Below are 24,618 nucleotides of genomic sequence, written 5' to 3'. Positions count from 1 at the left end.
CTAATAAAAAAAGTAAAAGCAGTTTTTCTGCTTTTACTTTTTTTACGTTATATAGCGCTTCCAGCAGAACCTTTTGATAAGCGCTCTGAAATGATCAGGACAATCAGAATTAAAATAATCTGCAGCACACCATATGCGCACGCTGTACCGAACTTGAAGGCGTACAGCTTTTGGAAAATTGCAACCGACAATGGAATCGTCGACGTATTATAAATCAAAATCGATGCAACGAACTCCCCGATACTTTGGACAAATGCGAGCAATGTACCGGCAAGAACCCCTGATAAAGTAAGCGGGATGACAATTCTTCTGAATGTATACCACCATGTTGCCCCTAAACTGCGGGAAGCCTCTTCCACAGACTGGTCCAGCTGCATGAGGGAAGCGGAAGTTGACCTGAAGACTAGCGGCAAATGCCGGATAAAATACGCAAGCGGTAAAATCCAGAATGAACCGATCAATACTTGATTGAATGTAAATACGCTTTCCGTAGAGAACGCCGCGATTAAGTTAACAGCAACAACCGTACCCGGCAATGCCCACGGGATCGTAATTAAAATATCAAGTGCAGTTTTCCCTTTGAAGCTCAGTCTAACCATCGCATAAGCAGCAGCAACACCGAATATAATATTGCCGACTGTTGCGATGAAGCCCATCTGCAGCGAGTTCCAAATTGGCCGCCATGTCCGCTCATCCGTAAATAGCGCTTTGTAATGGTCGAGCGTATATTCGGTCGGCAAAATCTGAATTGTCCAGGCACCGTCTTTTGAAAATGAAATTAAGATCAGCACTAAAATCGGCAGGATCAAAATTAACGTTCCAATGAAGGACAGTGCAACCGCTAAATACTTCAAAGGCTTCGAGCTCACTTCCGAACGGTGAACACTTACACCTTTACTTAAATTCTGATAGTTACGTCGGTTTTGATACCAGCGCATAATAAGTAAAAAGGTGATGGATACGAACGATAAAATGGTTGACTGTGTTGCCGCCATATCCAAATTGCCGTTTGTCCGTGATAGATAAATTTGCATTGTCATTGTACGTTCAACCCCGAACATGAGTGGCGCGGTATAGGATGCCATCGACACCATGAAAACGAGAAGGGAAGATGCGATTAAAGATGGGGTAAGCATCGGCAAAATAATTTTCCGCCAAACCCGTATCCGGCTTGCCCCGAGACTGGTTGCGGCTTCCTCCAAAGAAGGGTCAAGCCCTTTAATAGCTGCAGAAGCAGTCAAATAGAAGTACGTATACATCGTAAATGTATGAACAACAATGACACCCCAAATCCCTTTTAATGCAAATGGAACATCTTCCAATTGAAACATCTGCTGAAATAAGCGCGGAAATATGCCACTTTCACCATATAAAAAGGTAAAGGACAAAACCCCGACTAATGGGGGTAACGCCATTGGGACAAGTACTAAAATAGAGAGTAGACGGCGACCAGGAAAATCATAGCGTTCCAGTAAAAAGGCCATCATAACCCCGACAACAGCACAACAGATGACACTAATAATCGATATATAAAAGCTGTTCCAAAGTGCCTCTAAATTGGCTGTACTTTCTAAACTGAAAAACTTCTGATAGTTTGCTAGCTGATTATCACCGGCAAAACTCTGAATAAACGTTGAGTAAAATGGATAAATAACATAGGCAAACAATATTAAAAACAGCGGGGAGATAAGAATATAGACAAAATAGCGTGATTGTGTAAGACGAGACCACCAACTCGCTTCGTATGTGTCAACGGATTTTTTGCTCATTGTGTGCCTCCTCTCTTATTCTCCTAGGAAATAAATATTTTGTTTCGGGATATGTAATTCAATCATATCGCCAGCTTGCAGTATTGCAGTACCCCGACTAATAATCATTGCTTTTAATGTTGTATCATTCCATTTAATAAAGTAATTTACGCTGAGTCCGGTAAATTCGATCAGTTCAACGATACCTGTAACAGAGTTTTCACCAGGACCGCTTTCAAATGCTTCAGGACGGACAGATACATAAATTTCGTCCCCAACTGATACTTGAAGCCCCGCTGCCAAGTTTTCTGTCAGGCCTTGCAGTTCGAGTCCTTTGTCATTCGTAACAGTAATAATATTGTCTTCAATCGATTTTACTTTCATCGTAAGCAAGTTTGTCTCGCCGATAAAAGTAGCGACAAAGCGGTTGTTTGGACGGTGATAAATTTCCTGTGGTGTACCGATTTGTTTGACGACACCATGCTCCATTACCATAATACGATCCGACATTGCCATTGCTTCAGTCTGGTCATGGGTAACGTAAATTGTTGTCACCCCCAGCTCTGACTGAATCCGTTTAATCTCAATTCGTGTTTCCTCACGCAACTTTGCATCCAAATTGGATAATGGCTCATCCAGCAGCAAGATATCAGGTTCAATGACAAGCGCTCGGGCCAAGGCAACGCGCTGCTGCTGTCCACCTGATAATTCATTAATCTTGCGTGACCCATATGGTCCTAAATGAACGAGCCCGCGTATCCGGTCAACCTTTTCTTTAATCGTTTTTTTATCATATTTCCGGATTTCCAGACCAAATGCGATATTTTCGTTGACTGTCATATGCGGGAAGAGTGCATAGTTTTGAAACACCATTCCGATATTACGTTTATTAGGCTGCAATGTTGTGACATCCTGATTATCAAAGTAAATCTTTCCTTGAGAGGGATAGTAAAATCCGGCAATCATCCGTAATGTTGTTGTTTTGCCACAGCCACTCGGACCTAAAAATGTAAAAAATTCACCTGATTTTATATCCAGCTCTAAATCTTTGACGCTTACGACATCACCGAATTTTTTTGAAACGTCGTTAATATGAACAGCTTTCATCCAATCCAACTCCCTTCACACCGACAAATTAGGAAAAGAAAGACCTCTTAATTCAGAGGTCAGTCATATAACTACTATTTGCCTTTTCCTTTAATATTTGTATCCCAATGTTCCATCCATTCCGCTTCTTTATCGGCCATTACTTGCCAATCAATATCCAATGGTTTTAAATCCAACTCTTTATACCAATCCGGCATTGCATCCGCCGCAATATCCGTACGTGTTGGAATTTGATAATACTCTTTCGAAAGCTCAACCATTGTCTCTTGGTCGAACAGGAATTCCATAAATAATTTAGCGTTCTCTTCGTTTTTAGCATTGTTTACAATACCGACTGCATCAACTAAAATCGGTGCGCCACTTTCCGGATAAATAAAGTCAAACGTGTAATCCGTTGTATGTTTTTTCAGTAAAATATCCTGCAAGTTCCATAACGAAATTGAACCTTCCTGGCGTGCCAGTTTTAAATACAATGCGTTAGGATCTTGTGTATATTCTTTTGTATTAGCATCAAGTTTCATCAACCAATCATAGCCTTTTGAAGGATCATCAGCACCTTGGCGGAAAATCATAGAAGAATAAATTGTACGCATCGTTCCTGAAGCAAGAACACCGCGAATTAAAATTTCATCTTTCCATTTCGGATCAAGTAAATCGTCCCAATCCTGTGGTCCTTCTTCTGGTGACATTACTTCACTGTTAATCATAATGACTTCAGGTAACAGCATTTCACCGACCCAGCGATTTTGTTCATCTTTATGAAGAGGGTCAATGGAATCGATAAATGAAGGATCCCACTGTAAAAGTAAATCTTCATTTGCAGCAACCATCATCGCTGACTGTGTACCGCCCCACCAAAAATCGCCTTGTGGGTTGGCTTTTTCACCACGCACACGCTCTAAAATCTGCTGTGCACCCATTGTCATATATTCCACTTCGATATTCGGGTAACGCTCATTAAACTTTTCGATAACACCCTGTACCATGTTTTCGTCACGCCCCGTGTAAATTACGAGCTTGCCGGAAGCATTTTCGTCTGTAGTACCTTCTGTCGTGCCGCTATCGCCTTGAGTTGAATCATTTGTCGTCTCTTCGGAGTCGCCGCACGCAGCCAAAACTAATAAAAGAGTTGTGAGAATAAGAGAAAGCCAAGTAAATCTTTTCATTCAATGTCCTCCTTACATATAGTTTTTCTTTTTCATGCAGAATAAAAGGATATCTATTCCAATTTCATTTTATCTACAAATTTTTTAATATTCAAACAAATATCCCTATAACTTTTAAATTTTTACAGTTTACTGAATTGAAAAAGGCAAAGTTTTACTCAGGAAATTCCGGAATGGGGAAAGGTAAGAGGGGCATAAACCAAGTTAAAAATATGAGAAAATTGTTTTATTTAAATTTATTAAGGGAATTATAAAAGCATCAGCACAACAGCGGTTTTTCCCATTGATTTGGAATTACATACAGTTGGACGTGCTTCTCATCTCACGAATGATGGAACTTAATTTACCGGAGGAGTGAAAATATGGCTAACAGTAATAAAGAAATTGCATTGCAAATTTTAAATGAAAATAGTATTGGCGTTATGGCCACAAATAATAACGGTTTGCCGAATTCGCGTTATATGACATTTAACTACGTACAGTCAAAATTGTATACGGTAGCACTGGAAGATTCGGATGTCGTACGTGAAATTACGGAATATGGCGGTACCCACATTTTATTAGGGTATGAAAGCGATGGAATACTTGAAACGTTTTTAGAAATCGAAGGCAATGCAGCGACAACATTAAATGATGTTGTGAAGCAGCAGCTACTTGAAAAATATCCGGAGCATGCGGAAGGAAACTTTGTGCTAATTCAAGTTACGCCAACACGAATGAGAATTATGAATAAAAACGGAAAAAACCAGGAAGAGATTCAACTATACTAAGGGAGGCAGTGTAATGGAAACATTAAAAGAAAAAGTACTTTCAATTATTAAAGACCATAAAATCGGGACAATGGCTACATTAAACGGACGTCACCCTTATGTTCGTTACATGACATTTACAAATGAAGACTTCACGCTGTATGCAACAACTACTGAAGACTCACAAAAAGTGTATGATTTAAATGAAAATCCTTACACTCATATTTTACTGGGCTATACAAAGGAAGATCTAGATGCTCCGTATTTAGAAATTACAGCAAAACTAAGCGAAGTGAAAGATGACACTTTAAAGCTGAAAATTACGAACTTCTTTAAAGACATCTTTACATCAGAAGACGGTGACATGATTACGCTTCAATTTGACCCGGTATCGATTAAATTGATGAACAATGGTGAACCGCAGGAACTGAAGTTGTAAAATATGCCATTTGAGCACTTCGCTAAAATAACTGTCAGAATGCAAAAAAGCACCAAAAAGAAAAAGCTCTTATGGCGTAGTATTGAATACTACCGCATAAGAGCTTTTATATTGAGCCTAGAAACATTGGAAAGTCAGGATAGAGTTACGGTTTACTGAACTAAATACCCAGCCGAATCGACCCCATCTAAAACCTAAAATCATATTGCTTGTAACAAACGTCGGGAAGAACCAAAAACTGTTGCCATTTCGTTGCCATATAAACGTATTACGATATATACAGCGTCTTATTCCACTGGAACCTTGTTGTGACTGGCTAGCGGTTAGTTGTGTCATTTGGGGAGTAAAGGAAGGGGGCGGTCCCGCTGGCATTGGGGTATTGCCGCCAGGACCACCGCCCGGTCCACCTCCGGGACTTCCAGGGAAGCCGCCAGGACCACCGCCTGGGAAACCTCCAGGGCCACCTCCCGGGAATCCCGGTCCAGGTCCCGGGAAACCACCTGGGCTACCAGGGAAACCTCCAGGGAAACCTCCCGGACCTGATCCTGGTGGTCCCGGGAAAAACTGTTGTTGAAATGGTTGTCCTTCAGGGCTCTCATCAAAGCGTTCAAACGGATTCTGATACAACAAGCATACCTTCTTTCTTAAGTATTCTTTGTAATGTATGTAAATGCGGATAAACGCCAATAGGAATTCGCCTATTAACGGCTAAAATACCAGTCAGATCCTTTTTTCGCCCAACGTGTATAGATGTTTTATTCTGCATGGAGTCAGGAAAAACGGTTTAAAAGATAGATGAATTGAAAAATGTTTATAAGTGAACTAAAATCACTAAGAAGATGTAAAAGAGAAGGGATTATATAATGAAAAAATTTTTATTGGCCATTATTTTATTGGTGTTGGCAGGTTGTAGTAATGGAGAAAGTACAAAAGTTACATTTACCGAGAAACAGGCAGTACCATTCGAAATTGTTAAGTATGATGAAAAAATTGCACCGATTTATGAGTCGCTCGTTCCGCATATTGCCTATGCTAATACACAAGGACAGTTTGAATCACTGCAAGGCCGGTTTGATGTAGACAATTTCACAATTGATATGGATAAATATATGGCAGTATTTATTGTCACTTACTCTGGCAGCTGTGGTACTTCAGTCGATAATGTTTACAAACACGGGAATTACCTAGCAGTTCAGTTGATCGACAATGTCGGACAAAAATGTGAAGACGAAGGTATGCCTCATACATTCGTTCTCCAAGTAGAGAAGGATGAGTATGAAAAAGTTCAATTATATAATGGCGAAATTATAAAATCTTCAGTCGACGTGGAATAAATTTATTAAAAGTTTTCAGCTTTGATTATTCAAAGTTGAAAACTTTTTTTTGTAATTTTTTATTTTTTGGGCACAATTAATTGTGATTTGAAAATAAAAACTATATAATCTTCTTAAACTATAACGTGATGGTTTTGAAGGGAGAATTCTCTTAAAGGAATTAGTAACTTCTCCATTATTGTTAGCATGTTCAATAGGATAGTTGGGTACATAAGAGAAAGGCCAATTAATCATAAATTTTATTTTTGGAGGTGAATCCCTCACACCGAGGGAAGTAATTGGACGTAAACACCATATTAAACATCATTTTATTAATTATCTTTTTAGGTTTAACCGCATTTTTCGTAGCAGCAGAATTTGCTGTCGTAAAAATCCGTAAATCCCGTATTGATCAATTGATTTCAGAAGGTAATAAAAAAGCAGTCATTGCAAAAAAAGTAGCAGGGGACCTTGATTATTATTTATCTGCCTGTCAGCTTGGAATTACAATTACAGCAATCGGTTTGGGAGCGTTTACAAAGCCGTATGTAAAAGAACTGATGTATCCTGTATTTGACTGGTTAAATGTTTCAGATGTAGTAGCTTCGGCTGCTTCTTATGTAATAGCACTTGCCATTGTAAGTTATTTGCACGTAGTAATCGGCGAAATGGCGCCAAAAACGTTAGCGATTCAGTTTTCCGAGAAAGTAACATTAATGCTTGCAGGACCGCTTTATTGGTTCGGTAAAATTATGTATCCGTTTATCCAGGCATTAAATGGAACATCTCGTTTACTATTACGCGCAATCGGTGTTAAATCAGCAAGTGAAGAACAGGCCTATTCGGAAGAGGAACTGAAAATAATTATGGCTCAAAGTTTCCAGGGTGGCCAGATAGACCAGCAAGAACTGAAATATTTAGAAAATGTATTCGCTTTTGATGAACGTGCTGCAAAAGATATTATGGTGCCGCGAACAGACTTAGTTACAATCGACAAAGATATGAGCGCCGAAGAGATTATCCAAATTTTAGATGAACATAACTATACACGTTATCCGATTGTTGAAAATAATGATAAAGACCGCATAATTGGTGTTGTCAACGCTAACAAGCTTCTTAGCCATATCGTTTCAAATCGCACGGTACAGCTCGAGCAGTTTTTAACAAAAGTACCTTTTGTTTTAGGAGTGACGAGTATCCAGGATGCACTCTTAAAAATGCAAAAGGCGAAAGTGCATATGACGGTTATTATCGATGAATATGGCGGTACTGCTGGTGTATTAACGATGGAAGACGTTTTGGAAGAGCTGGTTGGAGAAATTCGGGACGAATTTGACGAGGATGAAGTAGATGATATCCGTAAATCAGGAGAAAACGAGTATACGATTAATGGCCGTGTACTGCTTGATGAACTGGAAGATCGTTTCGGATTTGAGTTTGAGGACAGTGAAGAGATTGATACAATTGGCGGATGGATTCAGCATACGAATATCGACTCAATCAAAAACGGAGAAGAGCTTCAAATCGGTGATGAAATAAAATTCGACGACCATATATGGGTCATTTCAGATATGGATAATTATCAAATTAAAGAAGTTGTATTAAGGCAATATAAACTTCAGCAGTAAATGATCAATACTTTATGTCTTGGAGGTGAATCCCTCATATTCCGGGGGAATTAATTGGACAGTATTATAATTATAAATTTAATTTTAGTTGCGGTATTTATTTTGTTAACAGCCTTTTTCGTTGGGGCAGAATTCTCGATTTTAAAAGTGCGTATGTCAAGAATCGATCAGCTTATCGCAGAGGGCAATAAAAAAGCCGTCACTGCAAAAAAGGTAACACAGGATTTGGATTATTATTTATCGGCCTGTCAGCTTGGGATTACGATTACAGCGTTAATTCTTGGTGCACTAGGTGAACCGACCGTAGAAAAAATGCTTGAGCCTGTTTTTGACTATTTCAGCATTCCAGCCGCGGTTGCAACAGCCCTTTCTTATGTGATTGCCCTATCGGTTGTTACTTTTTTACACGTAGTACTTGGCGAGTTGATGCCAAAAACATTAGCCATCCAGTATGCTGAAAAAATGACACTATTATTGGCACCGCCACTTTATTGGTTCGGTAAAATTACAGGACCGATTATTTCCGTATTAAATGGTTCTGCTCGCGGGCTGCTCAAAATCTTTGGTGTCAAACCGGCTGGCCACGATACAGTTTACTCGGAAGAAGAGCTTAAAATGATTGTGACACAAAGTTATGAGGGAGGGGAAATCAACCAGACGGAGCTTGCCTATTTAGAAAATATTTTCGCTTTTGATACGCGAAAATTGAGGGAAGTAATGATTCCGCGCAGTGAAATTATCACAATCGAAAAAACATATACATTACAGCAAATTCTTGCTGTAATTGATGAATACGAATTTACGCGTTATCCGGTCATTGATCGTACTAAAAATACAGCAGCCTTTACTGGTTTCATTAACTCTAAGGAAATGCTGACTGATATTGCTGCAGGACGTACGAATTCTTTTACTACGCACATTCGTGAGATTCCTCGCTATAAAGAAACAGTAGCGATAAAAGATGTGTTTTTAAAAATGCAGCAAACCCGCAATCATATGGCGATTGTAACCGACGAAAAAGGTATCACAATCGGCCTTGTTACGATGGAAGATATCCTTTCTGAAATTGTGGGAGAAATTGAAGATGAAGATGATGGAGAAATTATTCCCTCAACATAAAAAAAGGTCGTAAATGATGGTCAGATTGTCCATTATTTGCGGCTTTTTTTGCAGTAGTACCGAAAGTTGAGTAAATAGATTATAAGGATAATTGTCGTTATAATTGAAGTAATAAGGAGCTGAAGAATATGCAATGTGGGGCAAAATGCTTTTTAGTGGAAATTGAGCATAATGGCGAAAAAAAGCAAGTTCAAGTAAAAGCAAGGTCGTCAGTACGCGCCAGAAAAACAGTACGCATTCAATATGAAGAAGCCGTTAACATCCTGTCAGTAAAAGAAGAAAAATAACAACGAGCAACCAATAATAAGGTTGCTCATTTTTTCATTTGTTTTACTTATTTTGCTTTTCCAACTTTATTTGTTTAACTAAATGTACAATTAACATAATGATTCCGACTGTACAGAATAGAAGACTGACGATAAATAATATCAACCATGATGTAATGCTCCAATTAGTTGTGAAGAAGATGGAACTGATTAATAAAAGCATCCCGATAAATAAGACAAGATAGCCTTTTTTAGATAATGACACTGTAAAACCTCCTTAAATACATATCATAAAAATAACATAATGTTGGCTGACTAATCTATTTAAATGGTTCCATTACTTGATAGAAGGCTGATTTCCATCCCGTCCGGAAGCATTGTGCTTATGTTACAATTCGGTAAGGAATACTAATTCATGAAAAGAGGCGCAGTACATGGTTCAATCGCTAAACCAATTTATTCAAAGGTGGATGCCAGTATTAACACCGCTCAGTTTAGTCATCGGTGTTCTGCTCGAAAAAATCGGTACCCATTTTCTTTTTCTAGTGCCGTTATTATTTGCGGTAATGACTTTCATCAGCAGTTTGAATCTGAAATTTCGCGATATAAAAGTGTTTAAACAACATCCTAAAACGATTTTATTTATGATTGCTTTTCTACATATTCTCATGCCTTTATGGGCGTTCTTTCTGGCAGAGCTCATATTCGATGACCGCCTATTAACAATAGGTTTTCTCATTTCCGTTGCCGTGCCAACAGGGGTTACGAGCGTCATTTGGGTGACAATCAGTAAAGGCAACCTGCCTTTGTCACTCGCCATCATTTTGATTGATACATTGCTTGCTCCGATTCTCATGCCGTTAATCTTGCATTTAGTTGTCGGGGAGTCTATATCCCTAAATACACCAGCCCTTATTTTTGATCTTATTTGGATGATTGTCTTACCTTCGATATTAGGTATCCTTGTCAATGAATGGACAAAAGGAAAGTTGTTCGAACAATATGGAAAACCAATGTCTTTAATCTCGAAGCTCTGTTTGTTCGCAATTATTATGATTAATAGTAGTGCAATTGCACCCTATGTAAAAACGATAGACTGGGAGCTTGCAAAAGTAATTGCGGTTGTCTTATTTTTAGCAGTTTCCGGCTATATACTATCCCTTGTGCTTGGCCGACTGTTTTGGAAATCAGAGGCCGATCAGGCGACATTTGTCTTTAATGGGGGAATGCGGAATATTGCGGTAGGGGTCGTTATCGCTACTACATATTTCCCGTCAAAAGTAGCAATGCCGGTCGTTTTCGGGATGTTATTCCAGCAAGTATTAGCTTCGATATTTTATAAAATAATCCGAAAAAATTCGGCAGTAGAATAAAGCGGCTTGGTAAAATTGTACTGTGGAAAAATACAGTTGTATTGTTTAGTCGCACATTGTATGATTATTCTATAGTAAATAATTAAATCTAGAAGTGTTATATAAAAATGAAGCTTCAGCAGGAGAAAGATTGTAGTGTATAAAATTTCATTCACTTACTCGTCTCAAACATCCAGAAGCAATGTAACATCTTAGAATAGCGGGGGAAATTATGAAAAGATTGTTCGAAAAATGGAACAGCATCAACTTAGTAAACCGTATTATTGTTGGTATAATTATTGGCGTTATTTTAGCACTAACGGTTCCTGACACAGTAAGTGGTATTACCATTCTAGGGGCTCTATTCGTTTCAGCTTTAAAAGCAGTTGCACCTGTTTTAGTGTTTGTACTTGTTATTAATGCGATTGCTTCACATGTTGGCGGCAAAGCAACAAATATGAAGATGATTCTTGCTTTATATGGTGTTGCGACATTAGCGGCAGGATTTGTAGCTGTTATGGTCAGCTATATTTTCCCGACAACTTTAACATTAAAAACCGGTGCGGAGGATTTGACGCCGCCAAGTGGAATTTTTGAAGTGTTTGAAACATTATTATTCAATATTGTGACAAACCCGGTAAGTGCAATTATGAATGCAAATTATCTTGGTATTTTAGCTTGGGCAGTCGTTTTGGGGGTTGCTCTAAAGGCTGCTAATAATACGACTAAAAGCGTTATTGCCAACTTGTCGGATGCCATTACAAAAGTAGTGCAATGGATCATTAGCTTAGCGCCATTCGGTATTTTAGGGATTGTATTCGAGACGGTTTCCACAACAGGTATTTCTGCGTTAGGTGAGTATTTACGATTAATCCTGATTCTAGTAGGAACAATGTTTTTTGTGGCACTTGTTGTCAATCCGCTTATTGTATTTGCAGTAGCACGCAGAAATCCGTATCCGCTTATCTTTACATCGATCAAAGAAAGTGGAATTACAGCATTCTTCACACGTAGTTCTGCGGCGAACATCCCGGTAAATATGGCGTTGGCGGAAAAATTGAAGTTGGATAAGGATACATATGCTGTTTCAATTCCACTTGGTGCCAATATTAATATGGGAGGGGCAGCAATTACAATTTCTGTGCTGACGATGGCTACTGCTCATACAGTGGGAGTTGAAGTTGATTTCCTTACTGCGGTAATTTTAATGGTGTTGGCTGCAGTATCAGCTGCAGGTGCATCTGGGGTTGCAGGCGGCTCACTGTTACTGATTCCGTTAGCGTGTAGTTTATTCGGAATTTCAGATGATATTGCGATGCAAGTCGTGGCAATTGGTTTCATCATCGGTGTAATTCAGGATTCTTGTGAAACAGCATTGAATTCTTCGACAGATATCGTATTTACAGCAGCAGCTGAATATGCAAAAGAACGTAATCAAAACTAAAAACTGTGCTGAACGGAATCGATTCCGGTTCAGCACAGTTTTTTTATGATTCAATCAGCACCGCCTGCAGTAATGTCGCTATCAAAATGTCCTGTATTTGAATGCTCTGCAGCAGAGAAAATAATTGTGGAGAAATCTACATCATATGAGGGTAAGTCACCGATTGCTTCAGTCGATGTGTAAATTTGAGTGGCGACAAGCAGCGAGTTAAACTGCTTACGATCTAACTTTAAAAAGCGGCAAATTTCTTCATGCATATCATGGAGTGCCGGGAACTGGTGAACTTCAAATTTGGCGAGCGAGAGCAGGGCAATCGTATTGTAATGATGCGGCTTCAGCTTTTTTTCTGTCTTTTTAATAAACGTTGTCAGCTCTTTTAACCGGGCAAAGGTTTCGTTATGAAAGTTCCCTGTTCCGATTGTTAAAATGACAGCTGTATTTGTCGTGTCTTTTGTTCTTGCATAGCCGATTGACACAAGTGCCTGATAATACTGTTCCACACTATTTGCCAGTACTTTTGTGTCTTCCGCCCGTCCGGCAAGCATCGCACTAGTGGAAAGTTTTAATGGCGCATATTTTACGCTTTGTTTGTTCATTAAATCCTTAATTAACAGATTGATTCGTTCGATATGGTCTTCCGATTTTAAATAGGCAGCTGCAATATAGCTGTCATCATGGCGGGTAAACTGCTTTGTCAGCAATTTGTGGAGATTTAAAGTCTCACCGATTTTTTCAGGTTCCTTTGCATAATGAACAAAGTATGTATTAATAATTTGAGTATTAACCCGAGCAAAGTTATACCATTTTGTATTGTTTTTGATTTGCTGACGAACTTTTTCATAATCTTCATAGTTGAATACAATATTGCGGACAGTCAGCTTCAATGCGAGGTCAATATAAAAATATTTTGCATCTGCCCCAAAATATAAAACGATTTTATCAATGTTTGTAAAAAATAATTGTAATTGAGCATTCATCCCGATCACCTCTTACTTAATACGTACGTTTTAAACGAGGAGAAGTTTCATTAAAATATTCGGGAAATAATAAAAACCGTTTACAAAATACAGCATAAATCGATAGAGTATTGTATGATAAATAAGTGATAAATCAAATATAAAGACCGTTGAACAGATTGAGAGGAAGTATAGTAATGACTCGACAACCATTTTTACCGATTATTGTCGGTACTGATATTAATGCATATAACATGGCGATTTCTTTCCATGAAGAATATAAAATCCGTCCGATTCTAGTAGGAAAAGGTGTTTTGCCTTTTACGAACTTAAGCAATATTCCACGTGCGATTGAGTATGACAAAAAACTTGGTGAACCGGATCAGTTCGCCAAAATATTAATTAGCGTAGCGAAGAAATATGAAAATGAAGCGGAAAAGCTGATTTTAATCGGCACAAACGATTTATACGTCCGTTTAATTATTGAAAACCGCGCGATCCTAAGAGATTATTTCGTGTTCAACTATATCGATGAGAATTTAATGAATGACTTGCAGATTAAATCCAATTTCTATAAGCTGTGCGAACAATACGGAATCGATATTCCAACGACTGTATTTTATGATTGCAAAACAGATGGTGCATTTGAAACTGAGATGATGTATCCGGTTATTATTAAACCGAGTAACGGGATCGAATATAGCCGTCATCCATTTGAAGGCCAGGCGAAAGTTTTCAAAGTGGAAAGCAAAGAAGAAGTTCAAAAAGTAATCGATATGATTAAAAATAGCGGCTATCAGGAAGAGCTCATTATTCAGGATTATATTCCCGGTGATGATACAGCAATGTGGGATTCGGTTGTCTATGTCAATTCAAAAGGAGAAACACAGCTTGTATCGTTTGCACAAGTTGTCCTTCAGGAACATACGAAAACGGCGATCGGCAATTACACAGCGCTTATAACTCGCTACAACGAAGAAGTGATGACGAAAATGCGCGGCTTTTTAGAAGCGGTCGGCTATCGCGGCTACGGTAACTTTGATTTGAAATACGATGAGCGTGACGGGAAGTTTAAAGTATTCGAAGTAAATATCCGTCAAGGTCGTTCAAGTTATTATATTAACGCTATGGGTCATAATTTGGCGCGCAACTTTGTGGAAGATCTGATTTACGATATTCCAAAACCTTGCTCGTATTTAAAAGGAGATGTCCTGTTTTCAGTCGTTCCGAAAATTGTATTGAAAAAATTCGTTTACGATGAAACGGTGAAAAAGGATATTCGACGTCTGATCAAGGAAAAGAAACTTGTAAATCCGTTGTTCTACAAACAGGACAAGCACTTGAAACGCAAAATCTACATGTTTATTCGTCAGGTCAACTACTATAAAAAATATAAACAAAACATATGGTAAACATCAGCCGATTAACAGAAACTTTCTGTTAGTCGGCTGTTTTCATATTCTGAAAATCTTAGACCAAAATGTTATAGTTAAAGAAAATTGAAAAGAGTGATATTTATGACGATACATACATTTACGTTAAAGATTGACTGGCCAGGGGGGCGAAATGCGGTTGGAGATTTGAAAACCGAACGATTGCACACACAAATTTCGATTCCGCCTGAAATGGATGGACCTGGTATTGGGACAAATCCGGATGAAATGCTTCTCGGTGCCGCGGCTACCTGTTATTTAATTACACTAGCGGCAATGCTTGAGCGAAGTCAAATTGACGCAAAGCTGAATTTGAAGTCAGAAGGCCTTGTTGATGTTACAAACGGTGTTTTTACATACAAAGCGATCCACCATTATGTCGACATTGACCTGCAGAATAAAGAAGATGAACGTGCCCGTCGTATAGCGGAGCGCTATGCATATAAGGCAGAGGAAACTTGTATGATTAGTAAAGCGTTAAAAGGGAATGTAGAAGTGCATACACATTTAACTTTGACCTAAAGGGGCGATTTGAATGGATTTCATTTCAGCGATAATTCAACTGCTCATTGCATCCGCGCTAATATTCTTTATTAGCGGCCGTTTAATCGGATCACAAATAAGTCTGATGAAAAGATTATTATCCGTGCTAATTAGTGTTTCCTTAACGACCTTTGTTTTCTGGTATACATATTTGCGTGGATCAGACTATTATGACCAAGGAATTGTTTCAAATGTCGTCAACATTACAACTATTATCTGGCTTGGTTGTATGCTTCTCATTTCGATGCTGCTTTATCTGTTTTTTGAGCTGTTTGATTCGATAGAATTGAATGAAAACGGCACACCTGTCGGCAGGCGTTCTTATTTTAAAACACTTATTACGTATTGGAAGCGTCAAAAACGTTTACGTGAAGTAGTGGGAATTGCTGTAACAAACGGAGTCACACGAACGATGAAATATGCCCGTGCCCGCGATGATGAACGTGAACTCGCAAAAGCATTAAGGGATACACTTGAGCAGTGCGGCGGGGTATTTATTAAATTTGGACAAGTACTATCAACACGTAAAGAGCTCTTGTCCCCGATTTTTATTGATGAACTTGAAAAGCTTCAGCAACATGTAAAGCCCCTTTCCGAACAGCAAGTTGACCAAATAATTGCTGAAAACTTTAATGCGGGTGCGGATCAAATCTTTTCCTATATAAGTAAAACACCATTAGCTTCCGCTTCAATCGGTCAAGTACATAAAGCGGTGTTAAAGGAAACAGACGAACCTGTCGTTGTGAAGTTTTTACGACCTGACGTGAAAAATATAATGCAGGATGATCTATCGATTTTAATGGAGTTTGCTAGATGGATTACGAGTAAATCGCAATGGGCTGAAAACTTAGGTTTTTACGATTTGGCGAAAGGCTTCAGTATGGCATTGAAGGAAGAGATTGATTTTAATATCGAGGCTCGTAATATGGAGCAGGTTGCCAAAATTGTAGAACGTGGCAGTATTGATGTAAAAGTACCGAAAGTATACCGAGAATGCAGTAATTCCAATGTTGTGGTAATGGAATATATAAAAGGGAAGTCCGTTACAGTAGCGAATGAACTATTTACAGATTTAGGCATTGACCGTCATCAGTTTGCAAAAACATTATTGTATTCGTTTTTGGAACAAACGCTTGTTTCTGGGATTTTCCATGCTGACCCGCATCCGGGGAATATTTATATTGAGGAAACAACCGGACGTGTCGCGATTCTCGATTATGGAGCTGTCGGCCGTTTAGCTGAATTGCAGCAGGAAGGGTTAAAGTACTTCCTTGTCGGAATTCATCAAAACGATGCAGCGCTTGTTGTTGATGGGATTGCCCAGCTTGTAGAAAATGCCGAGCAGATCAATCGGCACGAAATGGAGCAGGCAATTAGCCAGATTCTGCTGAAAATCAACTATGTGTCTACGATTCCGACTGATGAGCTAATGTACTCCATTTTCTCTGTTGTGCGTGAATTTGGACTTCATTTCTATCCGTCCGTCAACGTGGCATTACGTGCCATTGTAACATTAGACGGTACATTGTCTATTATTTGCCCAAGATTCAGGATTTTCAGTGAAGTAAAAGACTTCTCCAATGATTATTTGAAATCAAGCTTCCTGAAACCGTTCAAACATCCGGTAGAGACGAAAGACTTAATCGAAGAAGAACTGGCACTGATGTTGCCGAATCTACGGAAAATACCGCGACGTCTAGATCAGTTATTCAGAAAAGTGGAGAGCGGTAAAATCATTTTGCATCATGATATTTTTTCGGATAAAGCGAATTCCATGTTTGTAACACAGCTGTTTTCAAGGTTAGTTTTGCTGATGGTTGGAATTACATTTGGAATTATATCGGTTGCATTACTAGCAATCTCTCAATTTATTCATAATGCTTATGCAATTTATTTAAATACGGCTGCTTATTTAGGTTTGTTTTTATGTGCGATCTTGCTCGTACGATTATCGATTCAAGCAATCCGAGATATGAAGCGTACAAAATAGAGATCCTATTACGGGATCTCTATTTTTTTGTCCTTTTTCGCTTTAGCACTTTACTATAATAAAATACTAAATCGCTAGAAGATTAATGTATTAGCAGGTGAACAACTTTTTAGAAATAAAACGTACAAAGCCTTTAAAATAAGCTTTTTCAACTCAAGTATGATTTTAATCGTGAAATTTTAGTAGCAATTAACTGCTATTTAAACAATAATAAATTTGAGAGATAAGAATAGTTAAAAGGGGTGCTGTAAATGATTCAGTTAAACGGTCAAAATTTATCGATCGAACAATTGGGGCGTATTTTATATAATGGGGAAAAAATAGAGATAGCGGAAGAAGCTAAAGTACGTGTTGTTAAAAGCCGTGACGCAGTGGAAAGGATTGTTCAGCAGGATAAAACCGTATACGGGATTAATACAGGGTTTGGAAAGTTCAGCGATGTGAAAATTGCAGAGCATGAAGTAAGCAAGCTGCAAGTTAATTTAATTCGTTCGCATGCATGCGGTTTTGGGGAGCCTTTTTCGGAACACGTTGCAAAAGCGATGATGGTGCTTAGATTAAATGCATTATTAAAAGGGTTATCAGGTATCCGCTTGGAAGTGCTGGAGCGGCTGTTATGGATGATTAATGAAGACATAATTCCTGTAATTCCACAGCAAGGTTCACTCGGAGCATCCGGAGATTTAGCACCACTTTCTCATTTAGTTTTAGCGGTCATTGGGGACGGGGAAGTATTTGTAAATGGTGGTAAACATCCGTCACATGAAATATTTGAACAGCTGGGACTGCCGAAAATTGAACTGCAGGCAAAAGAAGGTCTTGCGTTAATCAATGGAACCCAGGCAATGACTGCACAAGGCGTAGTCAATTATTTGGAAGCCGAGAAACTGGCTTATGCAAGTGAATGGATTGCTTCAATGACGATGGAAAGTTTATACGGGATAATCGATGCTTTCCATCCAGCTGTTCATGAAGCGCGCGGCATGCAAGAACAAATGGCTGTGGCAGAGCGTATGCGTGATTGGTTAAAGGACAGCAAACTTATTACTCATCAAGGGGAAAAGCGTGTGCAGGATCCGTATTCGCTTCGCTGCATCCCGCAAATCCACGGGGCGAGCTGGCAAGTATTGAATTACGTTAAAGAAAAGCTCGAAATCGAAATAAATGCAGCAACAGATAATCCGCTTATTTTTGATGATGGCGGTTTAGTCATTTCAGGAGGAAACTTCCATGGGCAGCCGATTGCATTTGCGATGGACTTTCTGAAAATCGGCATGGCGGAGTTGGCCAATGTATCAGAGCGCCGGATTGAACGATTAGTAAATCCGCAGTTAAATGAGGGATTGCCAGCATTTTTAAGTGCGAATCCAGGACTTGAATCAGGCGCGATGATTTTGCAGTATAGCGCAGCAAGTTTAGTATCGGAAAATAAAACATTGGCACATCCTGCATCGGTTGACTCCATTCCATCTTCTGCAAATCAAGAAGACCATGTATCGATGGGTACTACGGGATCTCGCCATGCGCGCATGATTATTGAAAATGTAAGAAATGTACTGGCAATCGAGGCATTTTGTGCAGCACAGGCAGTAGAATACCGGGGTGTAGAGAACATGTCGCCAAAACTTTATGAGAAGTGGAAAGACATTCGCAACATAGCACCTGCAGTGACGGAAGATCGTATTTTCAGCAAAGACGTGAATCGTATTATCGACTACTTGAAACCGAATGGGTAAGTATTTACAGCTACATTCTACCGGTGCTTTTGTTATAATAAGTGTTTAGTAGAAAGAGGAGATTTATTATGACAAAACCACATTTATTAATAGTTGATGGTATGGCGCTATTATTTCGTTCATTTTTTGCGTCTGCTGCAATGAATCAATTTATACGTTTAGATGACGGGACACCATCAAATGGTGTTCAAGGCTTTGCCCGTCATGTATTGACAGCACAGAATCTGATGCGGCCGACACATTTGGCGGTATGCTGGGATATGGGCGCAGTGACATTCCGTAATGACCTGTACGATGGCTATAAAGCGAATCGACCTGCACCACCGGAAGAGATGCTGCCGCAATTTGATATGGCGAAAAGAGTATCGGAAATGATCGGGTGGCAGAATTTTGGTACACAAGGTCTAGAAGCGGATGACTTGATCGGCTCAATGGTCGAGAAGTGGAAAGACGAAGCACAAATTACTGTCATTAGCGGTGATAAAGATTTACTGCAATTACTAAACCCTTCCACAACAATTGCCTTAACGAAAAAAGGCTATACAGAATACGATATGTATACGGAAAGCCGATTTGTAGAGGAATATGGCATTGCGCCAAAACAATTCGCGGAAGTTAAAGCGTTTATGGGAGACACGAGCGACGGGTACCCGGGGGTAAAAGGAATTGGACCGAAAACAGCGTTACAGCTAATTCAAAATCATGGTTCCATCGATGGCGTTTTAGAAGCGTTGCCAACATTAAAACCGGGTCAGCGTATTAAAATTAGTGAAAACGAAGCGATGTTACGCTTATCGCATCAACTGGCAACAATCCATTGTGATGTACCGATTGACGTGGAACTGGATCAATTAGCTTTATCTCCATATGCACCGGAGCTGTTTGATCATATTGAACAGCATGGCTATCGCTTAATCGCAAAACACGCACGCTCGATTTATAAATAAGTTAAGGAAGAGGCAGGTATCTGACTACCGCCTCTTCTTTTTGATTGCTCAAAAACAATAGCCAAAAGCTAATGCTGTTCCTTTTCAATTTTAACAAAGCTTAATATTTTTCGGTTGTCATCATATTTAAAAGTTCGGATTTGACTGTCACGATTGCGGCCGCCATTATCGTGAATCGTTAAGTATAGTTCATCGTCTATTATTTCATAACCAATCAGTGGTACCCAGTGGTATTTATAGAGAGGGGTATAACTTTTCAGAAACTGCCCGGTAAAATACACATCAAACTTCATCGCAACCGGATTTCCTAAGCGTAATTGCTCAATCGCCTGAGTTAATGTACATTCCTCGATACACCAGTCTTCTCCGAGTAATCGACGCAAGTTTCTGATCATCCGCCATTTAAAAAGTCCGATTTTTGTGCCGCCTAAAAATTGATAAAGTTCATTTACATCTTTTGTGCGGATTGTTTCATCTTCGCATAAGTAATTCAAAATAACATGTGCAGTCGTAGGGCCGCATGCCGAGTTTTGATATTCAGGCCGAATGTCCGAACTATATTGTGACCTGCCATTTACATTTAATAATACTCGCATACTCAAAACCTCCAAAGTGTTATAAAGTAGTTTAATACCCAAATTTATAAAATTTAATCATTAAAAGTTGAAACTAAAAATAAAACAGCTCCGTCTAACGGTTAGCAATGAAAACAAAGGGGGGAAGAAAATGGAGCTTGAAGTGTTTATAAGAACACATGGCGAAGAATTGCTTCGACTTTCCTATACATATGTGAAAAACAAAGAAATGGCAGAAGATATTGTACAGGACGTGCTGTTAAAAGCTTATGAGCAGCGAGGGCAATTTCGTGGCGATGCGAGTTACCGAACGTATTTATATCGAATGACGATCAATCGTAGTTATGATTATTTACGCAGCTGGAGCTACAAAAATACCATTTTAACAAATAAAATTCAGAAAATTTTTAAAGGCACCAAATCTGCAGAACAGCGTGTGCTTGAACGAAGCGAAAATCAATTACTGGGAAATATGGTACTTGAGCTACCGGTTAAATACCGTGAAATTATAATTCTCTATTATTATAAAGAACTGAAAATCGATGATATTGCACACTTGCTATCGATTTCTGATAATACCGTGAAAACCAGGCTTAGGCGTGGACGTGAAAAGTTAAGAGAACAATTAAAAGGTGGTGAATGGCATGACAAATTCTCAAGTGAAGCAAGCAATTGATGAAACAATCGGCAGACAACCGCTTATGGAGGAGGCATTTGTACAAAAAGTAATGCAAAAAAAGCAACGTAAAAAACCGCTGCCATTTTTGCAGCCGGCCATAGTTGTTCTGTTAATGCTTGCGGTTGGTGTCGTGTTGTATTTTACTCCGAATCAAACTTTACAGGCTGTTGAAATAGAATCTTCATACTTGGAGGAGAATCATCAACAGTTAGTTGCTGATTTTTACGAAGCGATTATTCAGGAAGATAAAAAAGCATTAGCAAAGTTATCCTCGGTTGACAGTGAACAGGCTTATGCACGTTATTCTATAATTGAATTCAATAAACCTGTTGAAGTGATTAAAACAATTGATACTGAAAAATCAATTACCCTTTTTTTAAAGCTACAAGCGAATGATATCGAATATTTAGATAAGCTCGTCATTAATAAGGAATCCGAAATGATTAAATTGGACATTACGCAATCGATGGTGCTTTACACTGAAAATATAGAACTGCCAAAAGAGTTCTTGCTGGAATATAAAGAAGCACCATATGCTCCGGTTTTAGAGAATTTAGAGTTGGATATAAATGGAGCAGAAATTCAACCGGTGAATGACCATATATTGTATCAAATCCCAACGGATGAGGGGAATTGGCGAGTATTTGAAACACCGGAAGGAAAACGTCTCGACTTAAATGTTGCAAGTGATCAACCGACAGTGGTAATTACGGGTACTAGTGATCAGTTTTTCATTTTAGATACTGAGGCAAATGACACAACGTATATTTACAGAAATAAAGCTGGGGATTATCAAATTGTCACAGGTCAGATTAGATATCAAGGTGTGACAACGTATGCGACAGATTTCCATGAAGAACCGATTTTAATATTTGGTGGAGAAGAGCCGAAAGTAATAACAATTGAAGAAGGGCAACTGATGTATGCAAATATTTTTGAACAGGCTAACCTTGTACATCCCTCGGAATTTTATCATACAGAAGATATAGGACCATACCTACTTGTCGAATATAGCGATGACTTGAAACAATTATCGACATACTATTCATTTACTGAGAAGAGGATTTATACAGATCAGCGTAAAATTGGCTTACTTGAAGCGAGGCCAGAACATTTTAATGATATGTCAATTGCCCATCGCTATAATGACCAGCTAATTTATATTTTTAATGATAATACGATCCATTATCGAGGTAAATCGCTTTCTGGGGAGTTGATCGAGGAAACATACACAAATATTCAAATAGAAACTAAAGACAATCAATATTTCATCACGGGTGATAATGGCTTTAGCTGGACATTAACCCGAACTGCACCGCGCATTTTGAAAGATGAAAAAGGAATCGAATATACCGTTCCTGTTAATTTAGATGATTATACGGAATAGTAAGTCATAACAATGCCAAATAAAAAACGAAAACTACCTCAAGCTTTTGGGATAGTTTTCGTCTGTTAAGTTTAGCTGCATAAGCCAACTGATTTGTTTTCATATTGGGCATCATCCAATGCTTTTACCATAAAATGAGCCACGCTTGCTCTTGGAATCGAGCTTGAACCTTTTGGAACTGTATCGACTGCTTCTTTATAATCGGTTTTTAATTTTTCAGGTATACGTACAAAGCGGTAACTGTATGACCAGCCTTAACAGCCATTTCAACAAAATGCTGTCCCACGCCACCAGTGGCCCGGAATACAATCATTTTCACGATTAATGGCCTCCTTTTAATGCAGCTTTTTGAATCTTAATACCTTTCCACATAAAAGTAAGCATGATTGTAAAAATTAATATGATTAAACCTGCGATAAACGGGTATAGGATATCGATGTCATATAATGCGCCTGCAAGAAGAGGGCCCATAATATTGCCGATGCTCATATAGGCATTGTTCATGCCCATTGCAAATCCTTGTTCATTCCCGGCCATTTTTGAAATTAATGTTGTTAGTACAGGACGCAAAATGGAAGTTGCAAGGAATATTAATAACGAAATCGCAAAGAACATCGTATAGCTTCCTGCGATAATCGACAGGAAGAAGCCGGAAGCGGTAACGACTAAAAATAATTTTAATACATTTACTTCTCCGATGGCTTTTACGAGACGGTCAACTACAAACAATTGCATAATAACACCGACTAATCCTGTTGATGTTACCATAAAGGCAATTTCCTGTGGTGTTGCACCAAATTTATCATCTACATAAAGTCCAAGAACAGTTTCATAAGCCATTAAACCGAAACTCATGATCAGTGTAATTATCAATGGAATAAAGAATGGCTTTTTAACAGATAAAATAATATCTTTCACCATTGATGAATTTGCGTCTTGTGGAATTTCTACTTTCTCTTCCTGGCTCTCCGCCAATGTAAAGTATGAAACGATAAACGCAAGAAGCCCGACTACCGCCGAAACAAGAAGCGGTGTTTTAAGTCCGAAATCCGCTAAAAAACCTCCGATACCTGGTCCGATTACAATACCAAGTGACATCGAGGCTGAAATAAAACTATTTCCTTTTGCACGCTGTTCCATTGTTGTAATATCTGCTACATATGCGAAAATCGCAGGAATCAGGAATGCACAGCCGATTCCGCCGATAGCACGTGATAAGTAAAGCAGCCATATGGAATCAGCAAAGTAGAAAAGAAACATCGAAATAGCCAGCGTAAGCAGTCCGATATTAATGAGCGGGCGACGACCATACTTATCCGTCCATTTCCCTCCGATAGGTGATACTAAAAATTGTGCGAATGCAAAAATCGCAATGATTAATCCAGCAGCTGTTCCACCTTGCCCAATTTCTTTTAAATAGGCAGGGATAATTGGAATGATAATCCCGAAACTCCCAACAGCAATAAACATGTTAAGCATAAGTAAAGCGAGCTTTTTTCGTTGATCTGAAGTCATAAATTTTCCTTTCTTACAATAAAATTTCACGTAATCCATTGTAATTAAAAAACCCCATTATGACTAGCGCTTTAACTTAGAAAAATAAACAAAATAAATCCAAAAGCGGTAAACTTTTGGATTTAGTCGTAACTACATATTATGCTTGTGCGTTTAAAAATTCTTCCACTTGTGCAGGTGATTTTGCATTAGCACTATGTAAGTGTGCTAATTTCTCACCATTTTTGAAGATTAGTAATGATGGAATACCCATTACTTGATATTTTTCCGCTAAATCCGGGAAGTTATCACGGTTAATGGAGTACCAGTCATATTGATTGTACTCTTCAATAATTGGATCGATAAACATATCCATACGTGTGCAGTCCGGGCACCAGCCAGCGAAGAATTTTACGATTACTGGTTTTTCAGTGCTTGTTAGTTCTGTGAATTGTTCAATTGTTGTAATTTCTTGCATATTAATCACGCTCCTTATGCCCATTGTACACGATTAGAGCAGCTTACGAAAAGTAATTTAGCTTAATCT

General features: G+C 38.7%; 25 protein-coding genes. 15 read left to right on the top strand and 10 right to left on the bottom strand.

The window, feature by feature from the left end:
* Positions 1-47 precede the first annotated feature (47 nt).
* From B5473_RS07060 to B5473_RS07050, 3 genes are all read right to left on the bottom strand, one after another.
* Positions 48-1,769, bottom strand: coding sequence for an ABC transporter permease (locus B5473_RS07060; RefSeq protein WP_079524225.1), 1,722 nt, complete (start codon positions 1,767-1,769; stop codon positions 48-50).
* Between the two features lie 15 nt (positions 1,770-1,784).
* Positions 1,785-2,855, bottom strand: a complete 1,071-nt coding sequence (locus B5473_RS07055; protein WP_079524224.1) for an ABC transporter ATP-binding protein — start codon at positions 2,853-2,855, stop codon at positions 1,785-1,787.
* A gap of 74 nt (positions 2,856-2,929) precedes the next feature.
* Positions 2,930-4,021 (bottom strand): extracellular solute-binding protein, encoded by a 1,092-nt coding sequence (locus B5473_RS07050; RefSeq protein ID WP_079524223.1) that lies wholly within the window; start codon positions 4,019-4,021, stop codon positions 2,930-2,932.
* Between the two features lie 362 nt (positions 4,022-4,383).
* On the opposite strand from B5473_RS07050, the gene B5473_RS07045 reads away from it, so the two are divergent.
* Positions 4,384-4,791: a pyridoxamine 5'-phosphate oxidase family protein gene (locus B5473_RS07045; RefSeq protein ID WP_079524222.1), complete on the top strand. Its 408-nt coding sequence runs from the start codon at positions 4,384-4,386 to the stop codon at positions 4,789-4,791.
* Positions 4,792-4,804: 13 nt separating this feature from the next.
* Positions 4,805-5,209, top strand: a complete 405-nt coding sequence (locus B5473_RS07040; RefSeq protein ID WP_079524221.1) for a pyridoxamine 5'-phosphate oxidase family protein — start codon at positions 4,805-4,807, stop codon at positions 5,207-5,209.
* 117 nt (positions 5,210-5,326) lie between these two features.
* Here the strand turns inward: B5473_RS07040 and B5473_RS20435 are convergent, their stop codons facing one another.
* Positions 5,327-5,836: a hypothetical protein gene (locus B5473_RS20435; RefSeq protein WP_139377707.1), complete on the bottom strand. Its 510-nt coding sequence runs from the start codon at positions 5,834-5,836 to the stop codon at positions 5,327-5,329.
* A gap of 236 nt (positions 5,837-6,072) precedes the next feature.
* Here B5473_RS20435 and B5473_RS07030 point away from each other — a divergent pair, with 236 nt between their 5' ends.
* The 4 genes from B5473_RS07030 (at position 6,073) to B5473_RS21050 (ending at position 9,556) form a co-directional block, all read left to right on the top strand.
* The gene (locus B5473_RS07030; protein ID WP_254865266.1) at positions 6,073-6,543 is read left to right on the top strand and encodes a Fe-S oxidoreductase; all 471 of its coding nucleotides are present in this window, start codon (positions 6,073-6,075) and stop codon (positions 6,541-6,543) included.
* A 278-nt stretch (positions 6,544-6,821) separates the two neighbouring features.
* Positions 6,822-8,150: a hemolysin family protein gene (locus B5473_RS07025; protein WP_079524218.1), complete on the top strand. Its 1,329-nt coding sequence runs from the start codon at positions 6,822-6,824 to the stop codon at positions 8,148-8,150.
* Positions 8,151-8,204: 54 nt separating this feature from the next.
* The gene (locus B5473_RS07020; RefSeq protein WP_079524217.1) at positions 8,205-9,269 is read left to right on the top strand and encodes a hemolysin family protein; all 1,065 of its coding nucleotides are present in this window, start codon (positions 8,205-8,207) and stop codon (positions 9,267-9,269) included.
* A gap of 155 nt (positions 9,270-9,424) precedes the next feature.
* A complete protein-coding gene (locus B5473_RS21050; protein WP_303047308.1) occupies positions 9,425-9,556 on the top strand; it encodes a hypothetical protein in 132 nt (43 codons plus the stop codon).
* A gap of 43 nt (positions 9,557-9,599) precedes the next feature.
* Here B5473_RS21050 and B5473_RS07015 read toward each other — a convergent pair whose 3' ends face one another.
* The gene (locus B5473_RS07015) at positions 9,600-9,800 is read right to left on the bottom strand and encodes a hypothetical protein (protein WP_079524216.1); all 201 of its coding nucleotides are present in this window, start codon (positions 9,798-9,800) and stop codon (positions 9,600-9,602) included.
* A gap of 169 nt (positions 9,801-9,969) precedes the next feature.
* Between B5473_RS07015 and B5473_RS07010 the strand changes: the two genes are divergently transcribed.
* Together B5473_RS07010 and sstT are read left to right on the top strand one after the other, a co-directional pair.
* Positions 9,970-10,908, top strand: a complete 939-nt coding sequence (locus B5473_RS07010) for a bile acid:sodium symporter family protein (RefSeq protein WP_079524215.1) — start codon at positions 9,970-9,972, stop codon at positions 10,906-10,908.
* Positions 10,909-11,119: 211 nt separating this feature from the next.
* Positions 11,120-12,331 (top strand): serine/threonine transporter SstT, encoded by a 1,212-nt coding sequence (gene sstT, locus B5473_RS07005; RefSeq protein ID WP_079524214.1) that lies wholly within the window; start codon positions 11,120-11,122, stop codon positions 12,329-12,331.
* Between the two features lie 50 nt (positions 12,332-12,381).
* On the opposite strand, the gene B5473_RS07000 is transcribed toward sstT, so the two are convergent.
* Complete coding sequence (locus tag B5473_RS07000) at positions 12,382-13,308, bottom strand: DUF4003 family protein (protein ID WP_079524213.1); 927 nt, start codon at positions 13,306-13,308, stop codon at positions 12,382-12,384.
* 176 nt (positions 13,309-13,484) lie between these two features.
* Between B5473_RS07000 and B5473_RS06995 the strand changes: the two genes are divergently transcribed.
* From B5473_RS06995 to B5473_RS06975, 5 genes are all read left to right on the top strand, one after another.
* Complete coding sequence (locus tag B5473_RS06995) at positions 13,485-14,699, top strand: carboxylate--amine ligase (RefSeq protein ID WP_079524212.1); 1,215 nt, start codon at positions 13,485-13,487, stop codon at positions 14,697-14,699.
* 105 nt (positions 14,700-14,804) lie between these two features.
* Entirely contained in the window at positions 14,805-15,242 is a 438-nt protein-coding gene (locus B5473_RS06990; protein WP_079524211.1) for an SACOL1771 family peroxiredoxin, read from the top strand.
* 13 nt (positions 15,243-15,255) lie between these two features.
* Positions 15,256-17,253, top strand: a complete 1,998-nt coding sequence (locus B5473_RS06985; protein ID WP_079524210.1) for an ABC1 kinase family protein — start codon at positions 15,256-15,258, stop codon at positions 17,251-17,253.
* Between the two features lie 251 nt (positions 17,254-17,504).
* Positions 17,505-18,989 carry a histidine ammonia-lyase gene (hutH, locus tag B5473_RS06980; protein WP_079524209.1) on the top strand — a complete coding sequence of 495 codons (1,485 nt, stop codon included), beginning with the start codon at positions 17,505-17,507 and terminating at the stop codon, positions 18,987-18,989.
* A 68-nt stretch (positions 18,990-19,057) separates the two neighbouring features.
* On the top strand, positions 19,058-19,936 hold the full coding sequence (locus tag B5473_RS06975) for a 5'-3' exonuclease (RefSeq protein ID WP_079524208.1): 879 nt from the start codon (positions 19,058-19,060) through the stop codon (positions 19,934-19,936).
* Between the two features lie 68 nt (positions 19,937-20,004).
* Here the strand turns inward: B5473_RS06975 and B5473_RS06970 are convergent, their stop codons facing one another.
* A complete protein-coding gene (locus tag B5473_RS06970) occupies positions 20,005-20,532 on the bottom strand; it encodes a C39 family peptidase (protein WP_079524207.1) in 528 nt (175 codons plus the stop codon).
* A 130-nt stretch (positions 20,533-20,662) separates the two neighbouring features.
* Between B5473_RS06970 and B5473_RS06965 the strand changes: the two genes are divergently transcribed.
* Both B5473_RS06965 and B5473_RS06960 read left to right on the top strand, forming a co-directional pair.
* Entirely contained in the window at positions 20,663-21,187 is a 525-nt protein-coding gene (locus tag B5473_RS06965) for a sigma-70 family RNA polymerase sigma factor (protein ID WP_079524206.1), read from the top strand.
* Positions 21,156-22,577: a hypothetical protein gene (locus B5473_RS06960; RefSeq protein ID WP_079524205.1), complete on the top strand. Its 1,422-nt coding sequence runs from the start codon at positions 21,156-21,158 to the stop codon at positions 22,575-22,577. The genes B5473_RS06965 and B5473_RS06960 overlap by 32 nt, the downstream gene beginning before the upstream one ends.
* A gap of 208 nt (positions 22,578-22,785) precedes the next feature.
* On the opposite strand, the gene B5473_RS20865 is transcribed toward B5473_RS06960, so the two are convergent.
* The 3 genes from B5473_RS20865 to B5473_RS06945 form a co-directional block, all read right to left on the bottom strand.
* A complete protein-coding gene (locus tag B5473_RS20865; protein WP_254865265.1) occupies positions 22,786-22,896 on the bottom strand; it encodes an SDR family oxidoreductase in 111 nt (36 codons plus the stop codon).
* Between the two features lie 2 nt (positions 22,897-22,898).
* Complete coding sequence (locus B5473_RS06950) at positions 22,899-24,092, bottom strand: MFS transporter (RefSeq protein WP_079524514.1); 1,194 nt, start codon at positions 24,090-24,092, stop codon at positions 22,899-22,901.
* A gap of 139 nt (positions 24,093-24,231) precedes the next feature.
* A complete protein-coding gene (locus tag B5473_RS06945; protein ID WP_079524204.1) occupies positions 24,232-24,549 on the bottom strand; it encodes a thioredoxin family protein in 318 nt (105 codons plus the stop codon).
* Positions 24,550-24,618 lie beyond the last annotated feature (69 nt).

The sequence above is a fragment of the Solibacillus isronensis genome, from assembly GCF_900168685.1.
Classification (GTDB): domain Bacteria; phylum Bacillota; class Bacilli; order Bacillales_A; family Planococcaceae; genus Solibacillus; species Solibacillus isronensis_A.
This window is presented reverse-complemented; position numbering and strand designations above follow the sequence as displayed.